The organism is Ruegeria sp. CH11 (assembly GCF_056537105.1).
In genome coordinates this window covers 22207-46225 of sequence record NZ_JBQFQX010000012.1, presented here as the reverse complement: position 1 = coordinate 46225, position 24019 = coordinate 22207, and the positions used below count along the sequence as shown (strand labels likewise).

Here is a 24019-nt window from a genome sequence, read left to right as displayed (position 1 = left end):
CTAATCCTTAACTAGCGGGTTAGCCAGAACGCCGCCATTAACCTGTAAGTAATCTGGGCCGCCGTGAAATTCCACGCGGCCTCTCCATTTGGCGCCAACTCAACAACGTCAAAACCAACAAAGCGCCGACCTTTCAACGCGTTCTCCACCAAATGCAGTGCCTGATAAAATGATAGCCCGCCAGGAACCGGCGTCCCGGTTGCCGGCATCTGGCTAGGATCAAGCCCATCAACGTCAAAGCTCACATAGACCAGTTCGGGGAAGTCTTCGGGCAGCTCAACCGAGAGCACATTGCCGGTCACCAGTTCTTCTGCATCGACGTGAAAGACTTTGTTAATGAGACGACTTTCCGCCTCTTGCGGACAAAGCGCGCGCACGCCGAATTGCGCAAGACGAACACCATCTTCGGACAGCAGATGCATGACCGAGGCATGGGAGTGCTTTTCGCCCTGATAGGCAACACGTAAATCCGCATGGGCGTCGATCTGAATAATGCCGATGGGTTGACGCAAAGCTCGTGAAACTCCGGTAACAGCACCGTAACTCAGAGAATGTTCGCCCCCGAGGACAACGGGAATTTTCCCGGCTTTCACGGTCGCTTCGGTTTGGGTCGAAATACGTTCCATCACCTCGGGCAACGGGCCGGTGCAATCAATCGGAGCATGGGTGTATATCCCCTCTGAGCAAGGCTCAACACCTTTGCAAAGACGCTCAAGTTCGTTTGATGCCTCAAGAATCGCCGCGGGCCCGGCCTTTGTGCCCGAACCATAGGAAACAGTCCTCTCCAGTGGTACTGGAATGACATGAAACCGGGCATCCTCATCGCGCTCGTCTTGAGTAAGTTCACTGTCCAGAAAAACGCTCATGAGAGCCTCTCTTTGAAGTCGCCGTAGCTAAACTGTTTTATTATTTTCAGTTCGTCGGTCTCGCTGTTCCACAAAGCAATCGTGGGCAGTGGAACGCCGTTGAAGGTGTTGGTTTTGACCATCGAGTAATGGCCCTGATCGAGAAAGGCAAAGCGTTGGCCGATCTCAAGCGGCGTACCCCAAGTGAAGTCCCCGATCACATCGCCAGCCAGACAGGACGGGCCGCCAAGCCGATAGGTGTGCCCCGCCTCAGCCTCGTCCATCAGGGCCGGGCGGTAGGGGGCTTCGATTACGTCTGGCATGTGACAGGTTGCCGAGATATCGGTGATGGCAAGGGGCATGCCATTTACCGGCAGGTCGAGGATTTCTCCGACCAGAATTCCCGCGTCCAGTGCCACGGCTTCGCCGGGTTCCAGATAGACTTCAACGCCATGCTTGAGGCGCACCTCCTGAAGGAATGCGATCAGCGCCGCGCGATCATAATCGGCACGGGTGATGTGATGTCCGCCACCAAAATTCACCCATTTCAGATTGGGCAGGTAGGGCGTTAGTTTTGCTTCGACCGAAGCCCAGGTCCGAGCCAAAGGCTCAAAACCCTGTTCACAAAGCGTGTGCATGTGAATGCCGTCCACGCCTGTCAAGGTATCCGCTGTCAGCATGCTGACCGGAGTCCCCAATCGAGAACAAGGCGCGCAAGGGTCGTATTTTGGGATTTCGCCCTCGGAATGTTCCGGGTTGATGCGCAATCCGACCTGAACCTTAGCCGCCTGCGCCTGAGCAAGAAACCGGTCTTTCTGGGCGGGGCTGTTGAAGATTACATGATCCGAGAGGTCGAGGATATCTGCCATCTCCGGCTCTTTGTAGCCTGCGCAGAAGGTTGCGACTTCGCCGCCATATTCCTCGCGACCCAGACGCGCCTCAAACACTCCGCTGGCACAGGTGCCGCCGAGATACTGCCGGACCAATGGCGCCAGAGAGAACATGGAAAACGCCTTGAGCGCGCTCAGCACATGGGCGCCAGAGCGATCGGACACGTCCTTGAGAATTGCAAGGTTCCGCTCCACCGCCTTTTGGTCGACGACGAAACAGGGGCTGGGCACGCGGTTCAGGTCAAAGTCGCGAAATGCCCCGGCATCACCGGCTTGGGTGGTCATCAGCTCGGACATGGCACCCTCCTTGGATTGGAAAGAAACCGGCCCCGGACACGGTCAGGGGCCTCTGGATATTTGACTTGGCCTGGGGCGCACAGGTCTTAGAACTCGACTGGGCCGTCCAACTCATGCACTTGCCACGGCAGACCATGGTCGTTGAGCATATCCATGAAGTTGTCCGGGTCGAGCTGTTCCATGTTCCACACGCCAGGTTCAACCCAGTTCCCCTTGAGGACCTGAGCCGCGCCGATCATCGCCGGAACGCCGGTGGTATAGGACACGGCCTGCGAGCCGACCTCGGCATAACATTCCTCATGGTCGCAAATGTTATAAATGTAATAGGTTTTCTCACCCGAGCCGTCCTTGGCCTGACCAGTGGCAATATCGCCAATGCAGGCTTTGCCCTTGGTCTGTTCGCCCAGATCTCCGGGATCGGGCAGCAGGGTTTTCAGGAACTGGATCGGAATGATCTCTTTGCCATCATGCATCACGGGATCAATCCGGGTCATGCCGACGTTCTCAAGAACCTTGGCATGCATGATGTAGGCGTCGCCAAAGGTCATCCAGAAACGTGCGCGTTCGATCTCGGGGAAGTGGGTAGACAGGCTCTCCAACTCTTCATGGTACATCAGGTACATGTTTTTTGGACCGATACCCGGGAAATCGAATTCGACCTTGTGGGTCATGGCTGGTGTGGTCCGCCAGTCGCCTTGTTCCCAGTGACGTGCCTCCTGCAGCACTTCGCGCAGGTTGATCTCCGGATTGAAATTTGTGGCAAAGGCCTGGTCGTTCGAGCCGCCATTGGCATCAAGCACGTCGATCTGTCGGATCGTGTCGAGCTTGTGCTTTTTCAACCAGGTCGCAAAGACCGAGGTCACACCTGGGTCAAAGCCGGACCCAAGGATCGCCACAAGACCCGCTTCCTTGAATTTGTCCCGATAAGCCCATTGCCAGTGATATTCGAATTTGGCTTCGTCTTCCGGCTCGTAGTTGGCTGTGTCGAGGTAATGACACCCTGCCTCAAGGCAGGCATCCATCAATTTCAGATCCTGGTAAGGTAGCGCCAGGTTCACCAGAATTTCAGCCCCGGTCTCGCGGATCAAAGCCACGGTGGCGTCCACGTCCATCGCATCCAGTTGCGCTGTCTCGATGTCCACGCCAACACGTTCCTTGACGCTTGCGGCTATGGCGTCGCACTTGGATCTGGTCCGGCTGGCCAGCGTGATATCCGTGAAGATATCGGCATTCATAGCCATCTTGTGAACAGCGGCATGGCTAACGCCGCCAGCGCCTACGACAAGTGTCTTTCCCATAGCTTCCTCCTGAGCGTGTTTATTCAAAGTAAGTGTATCCGTTCATCGAGTCACGATAGGCCCCGATCAGAGTTTTGCGTTCGTTGGCCTTGATTTCGCCAGCCGAAATCGCTTCGTCCACCATCTTGCGGAAAGCGGCGATGCAATCGGCCGGATCATACTCGACATAAGAAAGCACCTGAGCGATCGTGTCCCCCTCTTGCTCGTGCAACAGGTCGAAATTGCCGTCCGCCCGAAGGTCGATCGTCACAACATTAGTGTCCCCGAAGAGGTTGTGCAGGTCGCCAAGGGTTTCCTGATAGGCGCCGACGAAGAACACGCCCAGGTAATAAGGCTGGTCTTCTGGCAGCGAATGAACGGGCAACGAAGGTGCGATTTCGCCGTTCAGGATGAACTGGTCCAATTTCCCATCACTATCGCAGGTGATATCCGAAAGAACCGCACGGCGATCAGGGGCCTGGTTCAGCATCTGCAAAGGTACGATGGGATGCAGTTGATCGATCGCCCAGACATCCGGAAGGGACTGAAATACAGAGAAATTGCAGTGATACACGTCCGCTATCTTTTGCAGCTCTCTATCCAGTTCGCTGTTTTGTTCAGCTTCATGCGCGATGTCCTTGATCCGCGCCATGAGATTCAGATAAACGCGTTCGGCCCGCGCCATCTGGCGCAGACCCACGTATCCACGCCGAAACAGGGCGCGCAGTTCGTCCCTGTAGAAACGTGCGTCATTCCAGCACTCCTGCACCCGTGCCGGAACAAGATAGCCAGAAATTGCGGCCAGATCAGCCAGGAGGTGGTGATCGTCGGGACTTGCCGACGGTGCGTCGGGGGCATCGTAAAGGGTGGTTTCCAACACATCGAAAATCAGCATTGACGAAGTTGCGGAAACCGCTCGCCCGCTTTCGGTTACAAGAACCGGATGATCAACACCTGCTTCATCCATGGCATAGGCTACGGTTTCCACCACATTGGCACAGTACTCTTCCATCGAGTAGTTGATCGAGTTTTCAGAAGCCCGCTTTTCGCCGGTGTAGTCCACCCCGAGACCACCGCCCAGGTCCAAATGCGTGAGCGGCACGCCTTCACGGGTAAGTTCGGTAAAATACCGGCAGGCCTCGGTAACGGCCCGGCGCACATCGTTGACGTCAGGCACCTGGCTTCCGAGATGGGAATGTTGCAATTTCAGGCATTGCAGCAGCCCTTCGCTTCGCAAACGGTCCAGAACTCGCGTAAGCTGGTCAGTGTTCATGCCAAATGCCGAGCGATCACCCGAACTGCTTTGCCACTTTCCGCTGATCTGATTGGTTAGTTTCACCCGAACCCCAAGCAGCGGTTCGATCTGCAATTCCCGGGCGACTTCGATGACAATCTCGACCTCTTTCGGACTTTCCAACACAATGACTGTGTTGAACCCCAAACGCCGGGATAGAATTGCAAGCCGGACAAATTCAGCGTCTTTCACCCCATTGCAGATGATGAGCGCGTTTTTTGACAAGCGATGCGCCAGCGCGATCACCAGTTCCGGTTTTGACCCTGCTTCAAGCCCGTAGTCGTGCTGACGGCCATACTCGACAATGCGATCCACCACTTGGGCCTGCTGATTCACCTTGATCGGGAACACTCCGCGATAGGGTGCCTGATACCCGGTCTTGCGAATTGCATCAGCAAAGCTGTTGTTGAGGCGACGGATTTCCGCCTCCAGAAAGCTTTTGACCCGCAGCACCAGTGGGCTTGCGATGCCGCGCTGCTGCAGGTCATGCAATATTTGCGGCAAGCTGATAGCAGCGGCCTCCGGGTGTGCCGGATCACACAAGGCAACATCGCCGTTGGGTAATACGGTGATCAGGCCTTTGCCCCAATGGTCGATGCCGTAAATGGAGTCGGAAGGAGGTTGTTCTTCGGTCATTAGAACAAACCCTTTTCAAAGATGTATTGAAGATAAGTGAGCAAGCGCGGCGTCAGCCCCTAGAAGGACTACGCGGGTTCGATCTGTCCCGAATTACTACGATGAAGCAATTTCATCCAAGTGAACTCCTCGTCAAGCCCTCTTCAAAAAGCTGGGCGGAAACTAAATTTGCGCGATCTGTGAGTCAATCGAAGAATTCCACAGTTTCCATTGCTCCTCATGAGGGGTTGGTGGATTCCACGCTAAATTCCCTGGCTCTTAGAAAGCAATGCTATTGCCGATATTGAAGCCTTAGAAGATGCTGGAAAATCCGAGCAGCCTGATCTGACCGATCCAATTTGATAGTTGGTGCATCATAGCCGTCATCAACTATACCAATGCCGCCTGTGATGAAATCAAGCAAAGACTCGAGTTTGACCCTTGTATCGACGTTTCCACAATTCATAGCCTCGCTTGGTCTCTGATTTTCGGATTTGACGAAGACGTTCGATCATGGCTCGACTCAAAGCTTGTGCGTGACGTCGCAGAACTTGAGGAAAAGCAGAGAAAGGGTCGTGCGGGTATGGTATCTGGCGCGCACCTTGATAGCGGCACTCATATGGCGATCACTGAAACGTCCCGCGTTGAGGTCGATGATTTGGTGGTAATTTTTGTTTCCGGGGATGGCTCCATTGATCGTGTGATTGGACCGTTTGATTTGAATTGGACGAACCCACGCCCGCACAATCAAGCCCCCGCTACGTCGTAAGCAACATGTTGAAAGCCATAGAACGCGGAGGGCGTGCCGATGCCTAGCATACCTAGGTATCGTCGTGGGCAAGTTACACAGCGAGAAATCGACGGGCTGGTGCTGCCAGACGGTAAGATCCAAGAAGACTTTTGGCACCCAGACATGGGCGGTTTCGGCGTCCGGGTTGGTAAGAAGGGCTCGGTGTAGGTCGCCAAGGGGTCCGTCAAAGTTGGGAGCCGAAAGCGCCCCAGACAGATTACTATTGGTCGGACTGATCTTATTGGGCTGGCTGATGCCATGGCCAAGGGTCGGGAAATCCTCGGCATGATGGCTCAAGGCGTCGATCCCAAAGAAGTTGCCGCTGGCGAAGAAGGGCGGCTTACAACATTGCGGGATATGATCACACGGGCCGAGGCTGGTATGCGTATGCAGCGAACTACGTCGATGACCTGCCGTGCTATGAGGGTCTTCGGGTGCATTTTGTGGATGAAGGCGCAGACGATGCACGCCGAACGTTCTTGTGCATGCCAGGAGAGCCAACTTGGGCCTATCTGTATCGTCGCATGAAACCCATTTTTTCGAACTCTGGTGCGCGGGTGGTTGTGCCCGACTGGTTGGGTTATGGAAGATCAGACAAACCTACCAATGACGCGGTCTATACCTTTGATTTTCACCGAAGGATGATGCTTGCCTTCGTAGAGAAGCTGGATCTTCAGAACATCACCTTGGTTGTGCAAGACTGGGGCGGCATTCTGGGACTGACATTGCCAGTGGATCAACGCGACCGGTTTTCCCGATTGATCGTCATGAACGCGGCAAACCCCGTCGGAGACGATCTCGGAGAAGGTTTCAAAGTCTGGAATGGCTATGTGGTAAGCCGGCCCGACTTGGGTTGCGGCGCATTGATGAGACGGGCCTGTCCACACTTAACTGAGGCAGAAGCGCAAGCCTATGAAGCGCCGTTCCCGGACCAACGCTACAAGGCTGGCGTTCGTCGCTTTCCGCAATTGGTGATGATTGAACCAGGGATGGACGGCATCGACACAGCAAAACGAGCCAGAAAGTTCTGGTAATCTGAATGGGCGGGGGAGAGCTTTATAGCCATCGGAGCGAAAGATCCGGTTCTGGGCGTCTCAGTGATGAACCAACTGCGCCAGATTGTCAGAGATTGTCCGGAACCGATGGTTTTGGAGGAGGACGGACATTTTGTGCAAGAGTGGGGCGAACCGATTGCGCAGATGGCACTTACATACTTCGGTGGCTGCAACTGAGCAGAAACCGACTAGTTCTGCCCTGTCAGTTCGCCTTGGGGCTCCTTCGGGCTCTCTCCAGACCTTAGTTGAATGACGTCTCGAAGCCAGCAACGCGGACGAAATTACTATTGGTACTTTGCGTGTGAACGGCCGCATTGTGCGATTTGCACCTGTGGAGCAAAATACCTCGGGCGGAGATCCGAAATTCGCGGCTGTTGCTGACCAATGTCGGAACTAAAGATACCGCAGGCAATCATTGCGCGACAAAGTCATTGAAACCAAACAGTAGATTTCCACTGACTGAAAAGAGCGAGCTTTTGAGCGCGCTGAAGATCGCTGGATAAATCGAAGTATCGCAGACGGAAATTGGTGGTCAAATATGCAAGGCGGCAGAATTCTGCCGCATTGCGCTCGTCAATGATCTCAGTCCACCGCGAGTTCTGTTATTTCACGGCGGAAGGGTAGTGCATCGCCGATGTCTTGGCCGTCCAACTCTCGTGCATAGCGGTGACCTGCATAGGTGGCCCAGGCAATCGGACCTGGAGCGTTGGCGTCACCGATCAGTTTGACTGACTTGATACCGGCATCTACCCATTTGGCCTCACGTGCCTTGAGATCGTTGAAGACGCTGTTGTTTTCCAGCCGCGAGGCGACCATGACAACCGCATCCGCTTCGATCTTCCAGGTGCGGTCTGTGTAGACGCAGTTCGAGACCACATGATCCGGGTGAATTTCCGTGACGCCCTGGTTCAGCACAATCTCGACGCCCGCATCCACCAGCCGCGGATGGATGGCGATCTGTTCCAGCGTGTTGTTCGTCCAGTCGCTGACATAGGCCGACGGGGTGACCAGCGTCACCTGCGCGCCGTTCTTGGCCAGCAGTTCGGCCAGCACGCCTCCCATGTAATAGTGGTCGTCGTCATAGACCACCACGCGGCCGGACGGGATCGTGCCGTCCATCAGCTCGTCAGGGGTATAAACCTTGGCCCCATCGGCAATGGCCATGGGTACCACGTGTTGGCGAGAAACGCCGTCGCGACGCCAGGTTGCGCCGGTGGCGAGACAGACATTTTCAAATCCAAACTCAAGGATGCTCTCGGCGTCCAGTTCGCTTTCGCGGTACATTTCCACGTTTGGGCGCTGGCTCAGTTGATAGTCGCGGTAGTCCACCACGCGCCCCCAGGCTGACAGGCCGGGCAACAGGCGTTCGCGGGCCACACGGCCGCCGATCACGTCACGAGCCTCGGCCACGGCGACGTCATAGCCCCGGCGGCACAGGGCCCATGCGGCCTCAAGCCCCGCTGGCCCCGAGCCCACGATCAGAACGTTGTTGCTGTTGCCCTTTTCGTTCATCTTCTCGGGATGCCAGCCCTTGCGCCATTCCTCCATGAAGGTTGGGTTCTGGGTGCAGCGGCTGATCGACATGGTCATATCGCCGGTAATGCAGATGTTGCAGCCGATACATTCGCGAATGTCTTCGATCCGGCCCTCTTCAATCTTTTTCGGCAGGAATGGATCAGCAATGGACGGGCGCGCGCATCCAATGAAATCCAAAGTGCCTGATTTGACCATCTTGGCCATCACATCGGGCGAAGTGAACCGTCCGACCCCAACGATGGGTTTGTCGGTCAGCTCATGAATGCCGCGCACCAGCTCTTCCTGCGCGGCCTCTTCCTTGAAACGTGAGGGACCTGAACAGTCTTCCCATGTGCCCTGTGCCAGATCCCAGAGATCTGGCAAGTCTTTGTTCATCTCTATGTAGTCACGCACCTCGGCGTTAGAGAACCCCAGCTCGCCTATGGTCTCGTCGAGCGATACCCGCAACGTAATCGCCATCGTGTCACCTACGGCATCGCGCATATCGGCGATGACTTCCTGACTGAATCGGGCGCGGTTTTCCAGCGATCCACCGTATTCGTCGCTGCGCTGGTTGGTGGCACGGCTGAGGAAATGCTGGAAAATGCCGAACCCGTGCGCGCCATACAGACAGATCAGGTCAAAGCCCGCATCCTTCGACCGTTTCGCGGCATTCACGAACCAGCGGCGCAGGTCCTTGATGTCCTGCTTGTCCAGTGCGCGCGCCTGCACCGGGTCATTGGTGAAGGTGCGGATCGGCAGGGCCGAGGGTGCCAGCGGCACCTCTTTGGTATAAAGGTTCGGCCCGTTAATGCCGGAATAGGCCAGCTGAATCCCCGCCAGAGCACCGTGGGTTTTCATCCGCTCGGACATCTTGCGTAGTTGCGGGATATCCTTGTCTTCCCACAGGCGCAGCTCGATGAAGGGGGTGATTTCCGAGGTGTGGTGCATTTCGCACTGTTCGGTAAAGATCACGCCCCAGCCGCCTTCGGCCTTGATCCCGCGCATCGCCGCAGCCGCCGAGGGGTCGCGGTATCCGCCGCCATTGCAATGGGGCACCTGATAAAACCGGTTCTTCGCGGTCAGAGGGCCGATCTGCATCGGTTCGAACAAAATGTCGTATCGTGGGTCGCGCATGGCTGGCTCCTTCTGGCTCGCTGATAGGAATAGCGGGGGCCTTTGGCCCCCTGAACGGCTGTGTTTAAAGGCCTGCGGCGACCTCGGTGATGGCATCGCGTAGGATGTCTTCGATGCGGTCGATCATGGGTTCGTCCATGATTAGGGTCGGGGATAGGATCAGCACATTGCCCAAGGGCCGTGCGATCAGGCCGCGCTTCTGACAGGCACGGGCCACTTTCAGCCCAACCTGCGCATCATCGGGATAGCTTTCCTTGGTGTCGCGGTCTTTGACAAACTCGATCCCCATCATGAAATGGCTGCCGCGCACTTCGCCCACCAATTCAATGTCGGTCAGGCCGCGTAGGTTGTTTTCAAACCGCTTGCCAGTTGTGCGGACACGCTGGGGGATGCCCTCACGCTCCATGATGGCGATGTTGGTCAGACCCGCAGCCGCCGCTGCCGGGTGGCCCGAATAGGTCATGCCATGCAGAAACATACCGTCCGGCCCCGAGATCACATCGTGAATATCGTCCGAGACAATCGTGGCAGACAGCGGCTGATAGCCCGAGGTCAGACCCTTGGCAGTCGTTATGATGTCGGGCACCATGCCGAACACATCCTCGGACGCAAAGAAATGCCCGAGACGGCCAAAGGCAGTGACGACCTCATCCGCAACGTACTTGATATCGTTGGACTTGCAGACCTCCCACGCTCGGCGGTGATAGTCTGCGGGTGCGGTCACAACACCGCCCGCGCCTTGGACCGGTTCGGCGATGAAGGCGCAGATGTTCTCAGCGCCAATGCGCTCGATGCTTTGTTTCAGATCGTCAATCAGGGTGTCGAGGAACTCGGCCTCGGTCATATCACCGCCTTCGCGCCAGTAATGGGGCGAGCGCAGGTGATGCACCAGATCATTGGCCGTGTGCCAACCCTCGGAATAACCGGGCGTGGTCATCGCCATCGCCAGATGGGTCGAACCGTGATAGGCCCCGTGCCGCGACAGCACCATCTTCTTTTCCGGCTTGCCCCTGCGGATATTATAATGGTGCAGCGTCCGAATGGCGCTGTCATTGGCGACCGAACCGGAATTGCCGAAATAGACCGAATTCAGATGCCCGGGCGCAAGCTGCGCGACCTTCTCGGCCAGCGCTGCAGCAGCGGGGTGGGTAAAGTTGTAGAAGGTCGAGTAATAGTCCAGCGTTTTTAGCTGATCGGTGATCGCGTCGATCATCTCGGTGTTGCCGTGGCCGATATTGACGCACCATAGGCCCCCGATCCCATCGATCAGTTCGGTGCCGTCGCTGTCATAGACATAAGCCCCTTTGGCCCGAGTGATCACGGTGCGCGCGCCTTGCTGCTTCAGTGCGTTCAGGTCGGCGAAGGACTGAATCAGGTGATCGTCCTGCGCAAGAATTTCAAGCGTATCTTTGGCCATGATCAACCCCCTTGGTCCCCGATGCAAATGCGTGGTGGTGGTAAGACCCGTCGCGATTTGATCGCAGAATATACCACCCATTTTCACAAAAAAGGTTACTTTGCCCTATTTAAGGGGTATATACCCCCAGAGGGGTACTCGCACATGTCGCTACTTCCAGCCGCAGATGCTTTGTCGGATGCCATTCTGGCCACCGGGTCCGAGCGTTTCAGCAATGCGCTGCGCCAATGGCTGAATGTGACATGTTCGTTCGACAATTTCGCGATCATCGCCTTTTTTCAAACCAGCAGCCCGCAGGTTCTGGCGACCCATGCCCGTGATAAACGCGTGTTTGAACGTATCGACAGCCACTATGTCAAAGGGGCCTATCTGCTGGACCCTTTTTTTCGCCTGCACCAGAAAGGCGCGGCGGATGGGCTGTATCGTCTGACGGACGTGGCCCCCGACCAGTTTCAGCGCAACGAGTATTTCAAATCCTATTACGCCAACACGACGCTGACGGATGAGCTTGCTTTCTTTGCCGGCCTTTCGCCGGGCTCATCGATCACGGTCTGTATCGGCAGGGATGCCACTACGGCGTCGCGATTCTCGAACCGGGATCACACTGCAGCCAAACAGGCCGCCCCGGTGGTCAATGCGCTGGTCAGAAAGAACTGGTCCGGCCTCAGACCGCCGCACGGGGACGAACCGGGCGATATCGTCGATCAGCTACGCCACCGCTTGTCTGCTGAACAGGGCATCAACCTCAGCCCCAGACAGGCCGAAGTGGCGCTGTTGATCCTGCAGGGCCATTCGTCGATTTCCATTGGTCTGACGCTTGGCATCAGCCCACAGACCGTCAAGGTCCTGCGCAAGCAGTTATACCGGAAATGCCGCATCTCATCACAAGGCGAACTGTATTACCTGATTGCCCCTTACCTTTCGGAACGTGGGCAAGTGGCGCGGAAAACAACGTAGTACCCGGCGGGTTAGCCAAAGCCTAATTAAGAGATAGCCAGACAATAATTTCGCCACTGCCGAACTTGTGAAACCTTATTGGGGAAACGTGCGATACTTGCTGGCGCGGCACAAAACGCGCGGCTTTGGTCAATTCAACCGGGCCGCTCGGACAGACATGGCGACCTGTCGCCTGCCCGTCCCGACACCAGCAGACAACGCACGATTGCAACGACCTTTCGGGGTCAGTTCTGAATGCGAAATATAGGGAACCGACACATGTCCATCGAAAAAACGGATACGCTGGTTGTTGGCGCAGGACAGGCAGGCATCGCACTCAGCGAGCATCTGGGCAACAACAATGTCCCCCACATCATCCTGGAAAAGAACCGCACCGCCGAGGCGTGGCGCACCGGTCGCTGGGACGCGCTGGTTGCCAACGGCCCGTGCTGGCATGACCGGTTTCCCAGCCTCCAGTTCAGCGGGGATGACCCGGATGCGTTTGTGCCCAAGGACCGTGTCGCCGAATATCTGGTTGAATACGCCGAAATGGTCAAAGCGCCGATCCGCGAAGGTGTTGAGGTGCTCAGTGCGGAACGTCTGCCGGGTGAAGGTGGGTTCAGGGTTGAAACCTCGGCCGGAGAGATTCACGCCAAGCGTATCGTGGCCGCCACAGGCGCGTTCCAGCATCCGGTGATCCCGCCGATCGTGCCGGAAACGGCTGATGTGAAACAGCTGCATTCCTTCTATTACAAGAACCCCGAACAACTGCCTGAAGGGGCCGTGATGGTTGTGGGCGCGGGCTCGTCCGGCGCACAGATCGCGGATGAGCTGAACCGCGCGGGCCGCAAGGTGTTCCTGTCGGTCGGTCCCCATGACCGCCCGCCGCGCCGCTATCGTACCCGTGACAATGTCTGGTGGCTGGGCGTTCTGGGCCTGTGGGACATGGCCGCGCAAAAGCCGGGCACCGAACACGTTACCATCTCGGTCAGCGGGGCGCATGGCGGCCATACGATGGATTTCCGCCGTCTGGGCAATGAGGGCGTGACACTGACTGGCTTGACCAAAAGCTTTGAGAACGGCGTGCTAAGTTTCGCCGACGACCTGCAGGCCAACTTGGCTGCAGGCGACGCCAATTACCTCGAGATGCTGGATATGGCCGACGCCTATATCGAACGCACCGGCATCGATCTGCCGGAAGACCCCAAGGCGCGTGAACCCTTTGCAGACCCCGACAGCCTGACCAACCCGCTGACCTCGGTTGATTTTGCCAAAGAAGGCATCACCACGATCATCTGGGCCACGGGTTTCCGTCAGGATTTCAGCTGGATCAAAGCCGATGCCTTTGACGCCAAGGGCGCACCGATCCATCAGCGCGGAGTGTCTGTCGAACCCGACATCTATTTCCTTGGCCTGCCCTGGCAATCGCGCCGCGGCTCGACCTTTATCTGGGGCGTCTGGCACGATGCGAAATACATCGCCGACCAGATCTCGATCCAACGCGCCTATGCCGATTATGAGGGCGAGGCGGCCATCATCGCCCCCGCCGCCGCAGAATAAGACGACAGGAATCCAAAATGGCGCACACACGCATTCGCAAGTTCAACACCAAAGAAACCTACCCCGAGCAGAACCTGGACAACGACCTGTGTCAGGCCGTGGTCACGCAGGGTGGCAAGACCGTCTATCTGCGCGGCCAGTGCCCTCAGAATCTGGACGATGCGGTCAATATCGACAGCCACGATCCGGTTGAGCAGACGCACAAGGTGATGCAGAACATCAAGCAGCTGATCGAAGAGGCCGGCGGCTCGATGGAGCATCTGGTCAAGGTTGTGGTCTACATCACCGATGTCCGCCACCGCGAGGCCGTCTATCGCACAATGGGCGAGTATATCAAAGGGGTTCACCCCTGCTCGACCGGGTTGGTGGTTCAGGCGCTGGCGCGTCCTGACTGGTTGGTTGAAATCGACGGCACCGCTGTCATTCCCGACTGATCTTGCCGATCAATTGAGGAAACCGGGCTGCGCTCATATGCTCTCACCCCGCGCGGCCCGGTCTTTATCGTTCAGGAGGTCCAAATGACTTTTTCTCTGGTCGCCCGCTGTGCTGATACCGGCATGTTCGGTCTCGCGATTTCGTCGTCCTCGCCCGCTGTTGCTGCGCGCTGTTCCTTTGCGCGCGCGGGCGTCGGGGCCGTGGCCTCGCAAAACGTGACCGACCCCGGCCTTGGGCCATTGACGCTGGATCTGATGGAACAGGGTAAAACTGCACACGAAGCTATCGAGGCGATGACCGCGCAGGCAAAATTCATCGAATACAGGCAGGTTCTGGCAGTGGATTCTGCCGGGCGCACAGCAATCCATTCCGGCCCCAACAGTCTGGGTATCTGGACACAGGCGCAGGCCGAAAACGTCGCCTCGGGCGGCAATCTGCTGGCCAATGACGGCATCCCGCAGGCCATCGTGGATGGGTTTCTGTCGGCCTCGGGCCATATCGGCGACCGGTTGATCGCCGCCATGCGCGCCGGTCTGGCCGCCGGTGGCGAAGCAGGCCCAGTGCATTCCGCAGGCATGAAGGTTGTCGACAAGGTCAGCTGGCCCGTCGCTGACCTGCGCTGCGACTGGACCGAGGATTGCCCGATCGAGGCCATCGCAACCGCATGGGACGTCTACAAGCCGCAGCTTAACGCCTATATCCAGCGCGCGCTGGACCCGCGCGAGGCACCGTCCTACGGCGTGCCCGGCGACGAATAATCAGGGAGATACAGGATGTTGGACTATTCACATGACGACTGGAAAAGCCGGGCCGCCGGTCTGTCCTTTCGCGGGCAGGCGTTCATTGACGGCAAGTTCGTTGACGCCGCATCGGGCAAAACCTTCGACAGCATCAACCCCGCCACCGGATCGGTGCTGACCCCCGTCGCCGAATGCGATGCCGAGGATGTAAACCGCGCCGTTACCGCCGCCCGCACTGCGTTCGCGGATGGCCGCTGGTCGCGCATGGCTCCGGGCGACCGCAAGGCGGTGATGCTGAAGCTGGCCGACCTGATCCGCGACAATCTCGAAGAGATGGCGCTGCTGGACAGTCTGGACATGGGCAAGCTGATCACCGACGCCGTCACCATCGACGCGCCGGGATCGGCGCATTTCTTCCAATGGTATGCCGAGGCTATTGACAAAGTTTATGACGAGGTCGCCCCGACTGGCCCCGGTGATCTGGCGCTGGTCAGCCGCGTGCCTCTGGGCGTTGTTGGTGCTGTGACACCGTGGAACTTCCCGCTGGATATGGCCACATGGAAGGCCGCCGCTGCGCTGGCGGCGGGCAACTCGGTGGTGCTGAAACCGGCCGAACAATCACCCCTGTCGGCGCTGCGTCTGGCGGAACTGGCGGCCGAAGCCGGTATCCCCGATGGAGTCTTCAACGTGGTGCCGGGCTTTGGTGCGACCGCGGGTCAGGCGCTGGGGCTGCACATGGATGTGGATTGTCTGGCCTTCACCGGCTCGACCACCACGGGCAAGCTGTTCATGCAATATTCGGGCCAGTCGAACCTGAAACAGGTCTGGCCGGAAACCGGCGGCAAAAGCCCCAACCTGGTCTTTGCCGATTGCGAGGATCTGGACGCCGCCGCCGACATGGCCGCGTTCGGCATCTTCTTTAATCAGGGTGAGGTCTGCTCGGCCAATTCGCGGCTTTACGTGGAACGTTCGATTAAGGATGCGTTTGTAGAAAAGCTGATTGCCCGCGCGCAGGCCATGCAACCCGGCGACCCGCTGGACCCGGCGTCCAAGATGGGCGCCATCGTGGACGAAAAGCAGACGCAGGGCATTATGCGCTTTGTCGAGGACGGTAAAAAGACCGCAATTCTGGTGACCGGCGGCGACCGAGTTACAGTCGAAGGCAAGGGCTGCTTCATCCAGCCGACCATCTTTGACGACGTCGCCCACGACAATCCTCTGGCGCGGGATGAAATCTTTGGCCCCGTCCTTTCGGTCATTCCGTTTGATACCGAAGAACAGGCTGTGACCATGGCCAATGACTCGGTCTATGGCTTGGCGGCGTCGGTCTGGACCGACAACCTGTCCCGTGCTTGCCGGGTGTCGGACAGGCTGATGGCCGGAACCGTTTCGGTGAACACGGTGGACGCGCTGTCGGCGATGACACCCTTTGGCGGCATGAAACAGTCGGGCTTTGGACGCGATTTGTCTTTGCACTCGTTTGAAAAATATACTGCCCTGAAAACAACGTGGATCAAGTACAAGGCTTGATGCGCGAAATCGTGGGGATGCGCTTTTGCCTTTCAGATACACGCTGCGACAGCTTGAATATTTTGTGGCCGTCGGAAAGGCAGGCAGCATCGCCGCCGCCAGTGACAAACTGAACGTATCGTCGCCGTCAATTTCGGCGGCGATCGCCCAGCTTGAGGTCGAGTTCGGCGTTACCCTGTTTGTGCGCGAACACGCGCGCGGCCTATCGCTGACCAAGGCCGGGCAAAAAGTCATGGAGCGCACCGAATTTGTCCTGCGCGAGGCCGAGTTGCTGGCCACATTGGCCGGAGAGATCACCGGCAAGGTTCAGGGCATATTGTCGGTTGGGTGTCTGGTCACCTTCGCGCAGATCATCCTGCCGGGTCTGCGGCGGGAATTCGAAACCTGCTACCCCGACGTGCGCATCGAACAGCGCGAGCTGAATCAGGCCGATATCTTCAGCCAGTTGCGCCGGGCTGAATTGGACATCGCCCTGACTTATGATCTGGACATTCCCGCCGATCTGGAATTCCAGCCCCTGCACGATCTGCCGCCCTATGCCGTTCTGGGCGAAGGGCACCCTTTGGCCGACCGCGCCGAACTGTCAATCGCGGACCTGCAGGACAGCCCCATGGTTCTGCTGGACCTGCCTTTTAGCGGCGAATATTTCCTGTCCTTCTTCCGCGACGCCAATATCAAACCCAATATTGCAGAGCGTACGGCGGATATGTCGGTCATGCGGTCCCTTGTCGCCAACGGATTCGGGTTCTCGATCGCCAATATCCGACCGCTGAATGTGCTGTCGCCCGACGGCAAGAAACTGATCTTTGTCCCCCTCGCCGGAGAGCTGCGTCCGATGCGGTTGGGCCTGCTGCGCGCGCGTTCCGAGAATGAAACCAACACGTCAAAAGCTTTCATCGAACACTGCGCCAGGGCAGTTCAGTCCGGGACACTGCCGGGGCTGTGCGCACGCGAACAGGATTGACCCGACTAGCTTAGAGAACGCCTAACCGCTGCTTCGCCATTCCCGGATTTATGTTTTTGGCCGGTGGTATAGGGTTGAAAGGAACGCGCCCCTACAGCGAAAGCAGGTTCAGCACGATGACCTCGACACTGGATATTCTCGACCGGCTTGTTGGCTTTGATACGGTCAGCAAGAACTCGAACCTTGATCTGGCCGCTTATGTCGAAGAATTCCTTGAGGCGCGTGGGTTTGCCGTGCATCGCATCACCGATCCCGGCGGCGACAAGACCGGGCTTTATGCCCAGAAAGGCCCCGAAGGCGATGGCGTGTTATTGTCGGCCCATACCGATGTCGTGCCGGTCGAGGGCCAAAGCTGGACCAAAGACCCATTTCGCCTGACCCGCGAAGGCAATCGCGTCTATGGGCGCGGCACCACGGATATGAAGGGCTATGTGGCCTCGGTCATGGCGCTGGCGGATCGCACCACCGGGGCAGATCTGCGCGAGCCGCTCAAGATCGCGTTGTCTTATGACGAAGAGGTAGGCTGTGTCGGTATTCAGCACATGCTGGACCGTCTGGCCCCGATGCTGGGCCAGCCCCGCGCCTGTTTCGTGGGCGAGCCAACCGAGATGCAAGTCGCCGTGGGGCACAAGGGCAAGGCCGCGCTGCGTGCGGTTTGTCACGGCCAGAGCGGCCATTCGGCCCTGGCCCCGAAATTCGTCAACGCGCTGCATCTGGCCACGGATTTCGTCGGGGAACTGCGCGCCCTGCAGGACACATACGCCAACAGTGGTCACAGCGACCCGGCCTATTCGGTGCCCTATACCACCTTTCATGTGGGCATGATGTCGGGCGGCAGAGCGCTGAACATCGTGCCGGATCGTGCGGAGCTGACCTTTGAATACCGCCATCTGGCGGCGGACCGGGGTAAGGATATCCTGCGCCAGATACAGGACGCGGCCCACAGGGTCGGCGCGGCCTATCGGGACCTCAGCCCCGAGGCGCGTATCGAGGTTGAACAATATAACGCCTATCCCGGACTGGACGTCGCCAAGACCGAAGGCATTATCGCCTATGCCCAGAAACTGGCGCAAAGCAACGCCACCACCAAGGTCGCCTTTGGCACCGAGGCCGGGTTTTTCAGCGAACTGGGTATTCCCACCGTCGTCTGTGGCCCCGGATCGATGGAACGGCAAGGCCACAAACCGGATGAATATCTTGAGATCGATCAGCTCAGCGCCTGCGACACGATGATGGATCGTATTCTGGAAGATATCAGCCGGTAATTGATCTTGCCTCTATCAAACGCAAAAAGCCCCCGAACAGAACCGGGGGCTTTCGTGTTGAATATTTGATCCGCGTTACTTCTTCAAGTTGGTCCAGATTTGGTCATAGACCGCCTGAGTTTCCTGGTCACAGACCTCGATAAAGACGCCCGGGCCTGCATTGGCATGAGGGTTCTTTTCGGGTTGTTCCGCAAGGGCCGGATCAAGGAAGTCGCCCACGCCATTCACGCCGGCGTTGTATTGGGCAAAGTTGGTCACCGCCGCGATGTTTTCAGGCTCCAACAGGAAGTCCATGAAGATTAGCGCGTTGTCGCGGTTCGGTGCGTCTTTCAGCAGAACGACGTTGTCCATCCACGCGATGTAGCCTTGTGTCGGATAGGCGTATTCCACGTTGGCGCCTTCTTCGCGCGCCTTGGCCGAGAACCCGTCATAAATCTGGCCGACGGCTGCGTCACCGGAAACCAGAACCTCTTTCGCGGTGTCCGAATTGAACGAGGCCCAGTGTTGTTTGGCCTCTTGCAGCATGGCGTTCAGCGCCTTCAGTTGTTCACGGTCGGTCGAACACTGCGGGATGCCCATATGCAGTGCCGCCATGGCCATCACTTCGCCCTGACTGTCCAACATGTTGATCCGGCCCTGCAGTTCCGCTGGCGGGTTGAACAGGATATCCGTGGTCTGAATGTCACCGTCATAGGCATCACGGCTGACTGCAAAGCTGGTTGAGCCCCACTGATACGGGATCGAGGATTGGCGACCGGGATCAAAGCTGGGGTCAGCCCATTCCGGCGCGATGTTGCCTTTGTTCTTCAGCTCACCGTCAGCGATGGTGTCGAGCATCCCCTCACCAGCCATGATCGATACCATGTAGTCACCCGGCACGGACACGTCATAGGTGCCGATACCACCAGCCTTTAGCGAGGCCAGCATCGATTCGTTGCTGTCGTAGGTGTCCATGGTGACGTTGATGCCGGTTTCTTCGGTGAACTTATCCAGCAGTTCCTGCGGGATGTATTCGAACCAGTGGTACAGGACCAACTCACCCTCGGCGGCGGCAGCATTTGCGCCGATGGCCAGGGCCAGCGCGGCGACGCCGCTTTTCATCATATGTTTCATGTGTCTCTCCATCTGTTGGTTATTTGGTGTTGTCTGACTTGCTTACGAAATAGCTGATCGTGACCATGATGATGGATACGCTCAGCAACATGGTCGAAATCGCCATGATATTGGGTTTGATCCCCTGCTTGACCGAGCCGAAGATCGCTGTTGGTAGGGTTTCAACCCCTGCACCTTTGACAAAGTTGGTGATGATGAAGTCATCCAGGCTGACGATGAAGGCCAGCAGAAAACCCGAGATGATACCGGGCATCATCAGTGGCAGCAGAATCTTGGTAAACGCTTGTCGCTTGGTGGCATAGAGGTCCAGTGCAGCCTGCTCATAGCTGTCTTCGATCCCCTGCATCCGGGCCGAGATTGGCAGGTAGGCAAAGGGAATACAGAACGCGATATGGGCCAGAAGGATGGTCAGAAGCCCGCGCTCAAACCCGATCGAGTTGAAGAATATCAGGGTCGCAACCGCCAGAACGATCTCTGGCACCATCAATGGTAGGCTGATGAGGCCGAAAGACACGGTCCGAAAACGGAATTTGCCGCCGCGCACCATTCCCGTTGCTGCCAGTGTCGCAATCGTGGTCGCCGTGGTGGCAGCAATGATTGCGATGATAAAGCTGTTCTTGGCCGCCGTCTTGAACTTGGCACTTTCCGGGCCGGTAAACACATCCGCGTACCAGCGCAGCGACACGCCCTCCCAGTTGGTCAGTGATTGCGAAGCATTGAAGCTGTAGATCGTGACCACAACCAGCGGCGCATAAAGGATGACCAGACACAGCAGGGTGATCCCCTTGAAGCCGGTATAGGTCTTGATGTCGAATTGCTTGCTTGCCATCACTCAGCCCCCCGCCTTACCCGCTTTGGCCTGCTGCCGGGCTGAGAACATCAGGATGATCAAGACCATTGTCAGCAGGATCATCGAAGCGGCTGCTCCGAACGGCCAGTTGCCCGCATTGCCCTTGAACTGTTCTTCGATCAACGAGCCGATCATGAAGTTCTTGGCGCCGCCCAGCAGGTCAGGCGCGAGGAACGAACCCATCGAGGGGACAAAGACCAGAATACAACCCGCAAACACGCCCGGCTTGATCGCCGGAAGGAGAACCCGTCGCAGTGTTGTCCATTTCGAAGCATAGAGATCTGCCGCCGCCTCAGAGAGTGCGAAATTATAGCGTTCGACCGCCGCATAGATGGGCAGCACCATAAAGGGCAGGTAAGAATAGAACAGGCCCAGCTGCACTGCAAAGTTGGTGTTGACGATATGCAGGGGGCTGTCGATCAGGCCAATGCTCATCAGGAAATCGTTGAGTGGTCCCTGGTCGCGCAGCAGGAACTTCATCGAAACGGTGCGGATCAGCAGGTTCACCCAATATGGGATGGTGATCAGGAACACCCAGACTGGGCGCATATTCTCGGACCGGGTCGCGATGAAATAGGCCGTTGGAAAACCAATCACGAGGCTGAGCAACGTTGCCGCGCCAGCCTGCCAGATCGAGCGCCAGAATATTATAATATAGGTCCATTCGATCTTGGGTGGCTCATCCCCGAACAAGCCGCGATCAAAGAAGAACTGATCATAGGCCGCGAGGCTGAACTCCCAGATTACGCCGCCGCGGAACTCTTTCGTCAGGAAAGAGTAGATCAGCATCATGATGACCGGTGCCAGAACCAGAATGGCCAGAGTCACCCATGCGGGCAGCAACAGCCAGGTGCGGGCCTCTTCATACGTGTCTGTGGTTGCGCTGCCGCCGCTTGCTGCACCCGCCGCCATCAGTCCACCAGGAGGCGACCAGCCCCCAGCTCCATGTTGACATACATCTCACTTCCCGGCTCGAATATCCGCTTGTTGCCGCGATCCGAGTTGGAAGTGCGCACGATGAAATCGGGGCCATCCTGCAAATCGACGATGGTGGTGATGTCGGTGCCGACAAAGATGTTTTCCTTGATCCGGCCTTTCAGGCTTTCGGATTCCGCGGGTGTGTCGGACATGTACAGACGCTCGGGCCTGATCGACATATGCACCTTTGAGCCTATGCCAACTCCCTCGACCGCGTTACAGGTCAGTTCATGCCCGCCGCCCAGATGGCAGGTCGCGCGCCCATCTTCGATGCCATCGACGGACACTTCCAGCAGGTTGGTCTCACCGATGAAATCCGCGACAAACATGTTGTGGGGGCGTTCGTAAATGTCCGTGGGCGCGCCCAGTTGCTGCATCTCGCCGGCTGACATGACGGCGATACGGTCAGACATGGTCAGGGCTTCTTCCTGATCATGCGTGACGAAAATGAAGGTAATCCCGGTTTCGCGCTGCAGGTGTTTCAGTTCAAGCTGCATCGCCTTGCGCAGTTTCAGGTCCAGCGCCGACAGGGGTTCATCCAGCAACAGAACTTTGGGCTGCGGGGCCAGGGCACGGGCCAGCGCAACACGCTGTTGCTGACCGCCCGACAACTGGCTGGGTTTGCGGGCCGAGAACTGGCCAAGTTGGACCAGCTCCAGCATCTCACCGGCTTTCGCACGCGCCTCGGATTTCGAGCTGCCGCGCATTTCCAGCCCGAACGCCACATTGTCCAAAATGGTCATATGCGGGAACAGCGCATAGTTCTGGAAAACCGTGTTCACCGGGCGCTTGTTGGGGGGCAGGTTCTCGATCTCATCACCGTAAAGGTAGATGGCCCCTTCGGTCACGGCCTCGAACCCGGCGATCATCCGCAGCAGAGTGGTCTTGCCGCAGCCGGACGGACCTAACAACGTAAAGAACTCGTTGTCCATGATCGACAGCGAGATCTTCTTGAGCGCGGTAAAATCGCCATAACGTTTCACCGCGTCCCGCACGTCAATCGCGATATTTTCTGTGTCAGACAATTGCGCCTCCCCTGAGCATCGCGAATTTGCACTCAGGTATATACGGGCCGCGCTGTCCGCCTAAGAATTGACTTCCTCACTAAACATTAGGATTAGCCTAATCATTTTTCTTTTTTGTTATAAATCATTGTATTACACTGGAACTGCAGTCATTTTGATCGAACAGAAAAGATTGGGTCGCACATTGGATGCGCAACCTTCTTTTCCAATAGTTATCCTTATGGAGAAAGTATCAACCAAGGCCTACAGCAGAGAAAAAAGTTGGTTTACGCAACATCAGAACTTTTGTTCGCTGCTTTCTAAATTGCATGGGATTATGCGGAGAAACCCATCCAGTCCGACTGCATCCTCAACTATGGTGAGATCAGTGTGAAAAAAGTCGTTAGGACCCTTGTTTTTGTCGAAGGCATCACGGTCATGTTTGTCGTCAGCGTGTTTCTTATTCTTGTATCAGAACGTTCCAATCACCCAAGCGTAATGTTTTTTGACCAACCTGAATCAGCAACCTTCAGAGTTTTTTGGGCGGTCAGCTCCGTTCACTAAACTGGTGTATGCCATGCAAAATCGTATCCAATTGGTTTGCCAGCACCGGAGACAGATAGCGAGTGCTTCTTGATTTATAGGCCCAAGTTAGGCATCAGTCACACGAGCTGATACACTGTTGCATGATACCTATAACGGGTAGCCCACCGTATCGCGCTGACCACGAAAGCCCGTTGGATTGGCAGCCCGCAGCGCCTCGAAGGCTGGTCAAAACACCACCATAAGTCCACGCTGGAAACGGCCGAATGCCAACTCTCAGCACTTAGTTTCTGTATATGCCTGGCGCAGCAATCGGTTGGTATGGGCTCTCCTGACGCATTCGCTGCAATCTGCACCAAGGGCCGGTCTTGTGCGGATCTACATTCTCTGTACGCTGCATGAACTGGCGCAAGGCGGACATGGCTATAGGAACCGTTCCGTTCGTGCCGAGACAGGTCTCAAAATTATTTCTCACGGCATCAAAAGATGGCTGTGGCGACGGTTTCGGCGTCACGCCTAGCCTGACAGCCTCAGCAAAGACTCATTGTCCAGCCGTACATATGGGCTACCGGACACCATCGTCCCCAACTCCTCCAATGAACATTCAGTCAGGTCACGTGGCCCAGTGTTTGTGACTGGTTCGGGACATTTGGGCGGAACCCAACCGAGCCGGTCTAGTGCGTCCCGCGCGGCCTGCAAGAATAGCTGAGGGCTGGCTGTCGGACTCAGTAGCACTTTCTGCGCGACACCTAACGCGGCGGGAGCCAGTGCCTTCAACCGGTCATTCATGGCATCTCGGACCACCTCAGTGACTTGCGAGCCATGCAGCCACCTATAGCCCAAGCTGTGCGCCGAAGGTTTGGGGACTCCAGCGTGCGGTGCTGCCTGAGCGGTGTTGCCGCGCTCTGCATAGGCCTCGGCGAATCTCGCCCGTTTAGCCCAGTCGGCTGCCGCCATGCAGCTATTTCG

The 24019-nt window shown here is 57.2% G+C and carries 19 protein-coding genes; 8 read left to right on the top strand and 11 right to left on the bottom strand.

The features are described from left to right. Positions 1-11: 11 nt before the first annotated feature. The 4 genes from speB to speA form a co-directional block, all read right to left on the bottom strand. A complete protein-coding gene (gene speB, locus ACR0LX_RS16780) occupies positions 12-866 on the bottom strand; it encodes an agmatinase (protein WP_480784699.1) in 855 nt (284 codons plus the stop codon). Then, a complete protein-coding gene (locus ACR0LX_RS16775; protein ID WP_480784698.1) occupies positions 863-2032 on the bottom strand; it encodes a carboxynorspermidine decarboxylase in 1170 nt (389 codons plus the stop codon). The genes speB and ACR0LX_RS16775 overlap by 4 nt, the downstream gene beginning before the upstream one ends. A gap of 86 nt (positions 2033-2118) precedes the next feature. Next, positions 2119-3330 carry a saccharopine dehydrogenase family protein gene (locus ACR0LX_RS16770; RefSeq protein WP_480784697.1) on the bottom strand — a complete coding sequence of 404 codons (1212 nt, stop codon included), beginning with the start codon at positions 3328-3330 and terminating at the stop codon, positions 2119-2121. Between the two features lie 19 nt (positions 3331-3349). Beyond that, positions 3350-5239, bottom strand: coding sequence for a biosynthetic arginine decarboxylase (gene speA, locus ACR0LX_RS16765; protein ID WP_480784696.1), 1890 nt, complete (start codon positions 5237-5239; stop codon positions 3350-3352). A gap of 1254 nt (positions 5240-6493) precedes the next feature. Between speA and ACR0LX_RS16760 the strand changes: the two genes are divergently transcribed. Continuing rightward, positions 6494-7042 carry an alpha/beta fold hydrolase gene (locus tag ACR0LX_RS16760; RefSeq protein WP_480784695.1) on the top strand — a complete coding sequence of 183 codons (549 nt, stop codon included), beginning with the start codon at positions 6494-6496 and terminating at the stop codon, positions 7040-7042. Positions 7043-7645: 603 nt separating this feature from the next. Here ACR0LX_RS16760 and ACR0LX_RS16755 read toward each other — a convergent pair. Both ACR0LX_RS16755 and ACR0LX_RS16750 read right to left on the bottom strand, forming a co-directional pair. Further along, complete coding sequence (locus tag ACR0LX_RS16755) at positions 7646-9715, bottom strand: oxidoreductase (RefSeq protein WP_480784694.1); 2070 nt, start codon at positions 9713-9715, stop codon at positions 7646-7648. A gap of 64 nt (positions 9716-9779) precedes the next feature. Beyond that, a complete protein-coding gene (locus tag ACR0LX_RS16750) occupies positions 9780-11132 on the bottom strand; it encodes an aminotransferase class III-fold pyridoxal phosphate-dependent enzyme (RefSeq protein WP_480784693.1) in 1353 nt (450 codons plus the stop codon). Positions 11133-11276: 144 nt separating this feature from the next. Between ACR0LX_RS16750 and ACR0LX_RS16745 the strand changes: the two genes are divergently transcribed. The 7 genes from ACR0LX_RS16745 to argE all read left to right on the top strand — a co-directional run bounded on the left by ACR0LX_RS16745 (position 11277) and on the right by argE (position 18562). Then, positions 11277-12089, top strand: a complete 813-nt coding sequence (locus ACR0LX_RS16745) for a helix-turn-helix transcriptional regulator (protein ID WP_480784692.1) — start codon at positions 11277-11279, stop codon at positions 12087-12089. Positions 12090-12347: 258 nt separating this feature from the next. After that, the gene (locus tag ACR0LX_RS16740; protein ID WP_480784691.1) at positions 12348-13628 is read left to right on the top strand and encodes a flavin-containing monooxygenase; all 1281 of its coding nucleotides are present in this window, start codon (positions 12348-12350) and stop codon (positions 13626-13628) included. 17 nt (positions 13629-13645) lie between these two features. Then, positions 13646-14062, top strand: coding sequence for a RidA family protein (locus ACR0LX_RS16735; protein ID WP_480574190.1), 417 nt, complete (start codon positions 13646-13648; stop codon positions 14060-14062). An 84-nt stretch (positions 14063-14146) separates the two neighbouring features. Beyond that, positions 14147-14821, top strand: coding sequence for a DUF1028 domain-containing protein (locus ACR0LX_RS16730; RefSeq protein WP_480784690.1), 675 nt, complete (start codon positions 14147-14149; stop codon positions 14819-14821). A 15-nt stretch (positions 14822-14836) separates the two neighbouring features. After that, positions 14837-16333 (top strand): aldehyde dehydrogenase, encoded by a 1497-nt coding sequence (locus ACR0LX_RS16725; protein ID WP_480784689.1) that lies wholly within the window; start codon positions 14837-14839, stop codon positions 16331-16333. A 25-nt stretch (positions 16334-16358) separates the two neighbouring features. Continuing rightward, complete coding sequence (locus tag ACR0LX_RS16720; protein WP_480784688.1) at positions 16359-17297, top strand: LysR substrate-binding domain-containing protein; 939 nt, start codon at positions 16359-16361, stop codon at positions 17295-17297. A 116-nt stretch (positions 17298-17413) separates the two neighbouring features. After that, a complete protein-coding gene (gene argE / locus ACR0LX_RS16715; RefSeq protein ID WP_480784687.1) occupies positions 17414-18562 on the top strand; it encodes an acetylornithine deacetylase in 1149 nt (382 codons plus the stop codon). A 75-nt stretch (positions 18563-18637) separates the two neighbouring features. Here argE and ACR0LX_RS16710 read toward each other — a convergent pair whose 3' ends face one another. From ACR0LX_RS16710 to ACR0LX_RS16690, 5 genes are all read right to left on the bottom strand, one after another. Continuing rightward, a complete protein-coding gene (locus ACR0LX_RS16710) occupies positions 18638-19675 on the bottom strand; it encodes an extracellular solute-binding protein (RefSeq protein ID WP_480784686.1) in 1038 nt (345 codons plus the stop codon). Positions 19676-19694: 19 nt separating this feature from the next. Beyond that, positions 19695-20504: an ABC transporter permease gene (locus tag ACR0LX_RS16705; protein WP_480574208.1), complete on the bottom strand. Its 810-nt coding sequence runs from the start codon at positions 20502-20504 to the stop codon at positions 19695-19697. 3 nt (positions 20505-20507) lie between these two features. After that, entirely contained in the window at positions 20508-21437 is a 930-nt protein-coding gene (locus ACR0LX_RS16700) for an ABC transporter permease (RefSeq protein WP_480784685.1), read from the bottom strand. After that, positions 21437-22528 carry an ABC transporter ATP-binding protein gene (locus tag ACR0LX_RS16695; RefSeq protein ID WP_480784684.1) on the bottom strand — a complete coding sequence of 364 codons (1092 nt, stop codon included), beginning with the start codon at positions 22526-22528 and terminating at the stop codon, positions 21437-21439. Before ACR0LX_RS16695 ends, ACR0LX_RS16700 begins: the two co-directional genes overlap by 1 nt. A gap of 1038 nt (positions 22529-23566) precedes the next feature. Further along, positions 23567-24007, bottom strand: coding sequence for a terminase small subunit (locus ACR0LX_RS16690; protein ID WP_480784683.1), 441 nt, complete (start codon positions 24005-24007; stop codon positions 23567-23569). Between the last annotated feature and the right edge of the window lie 12 nt (positions 24008-24019).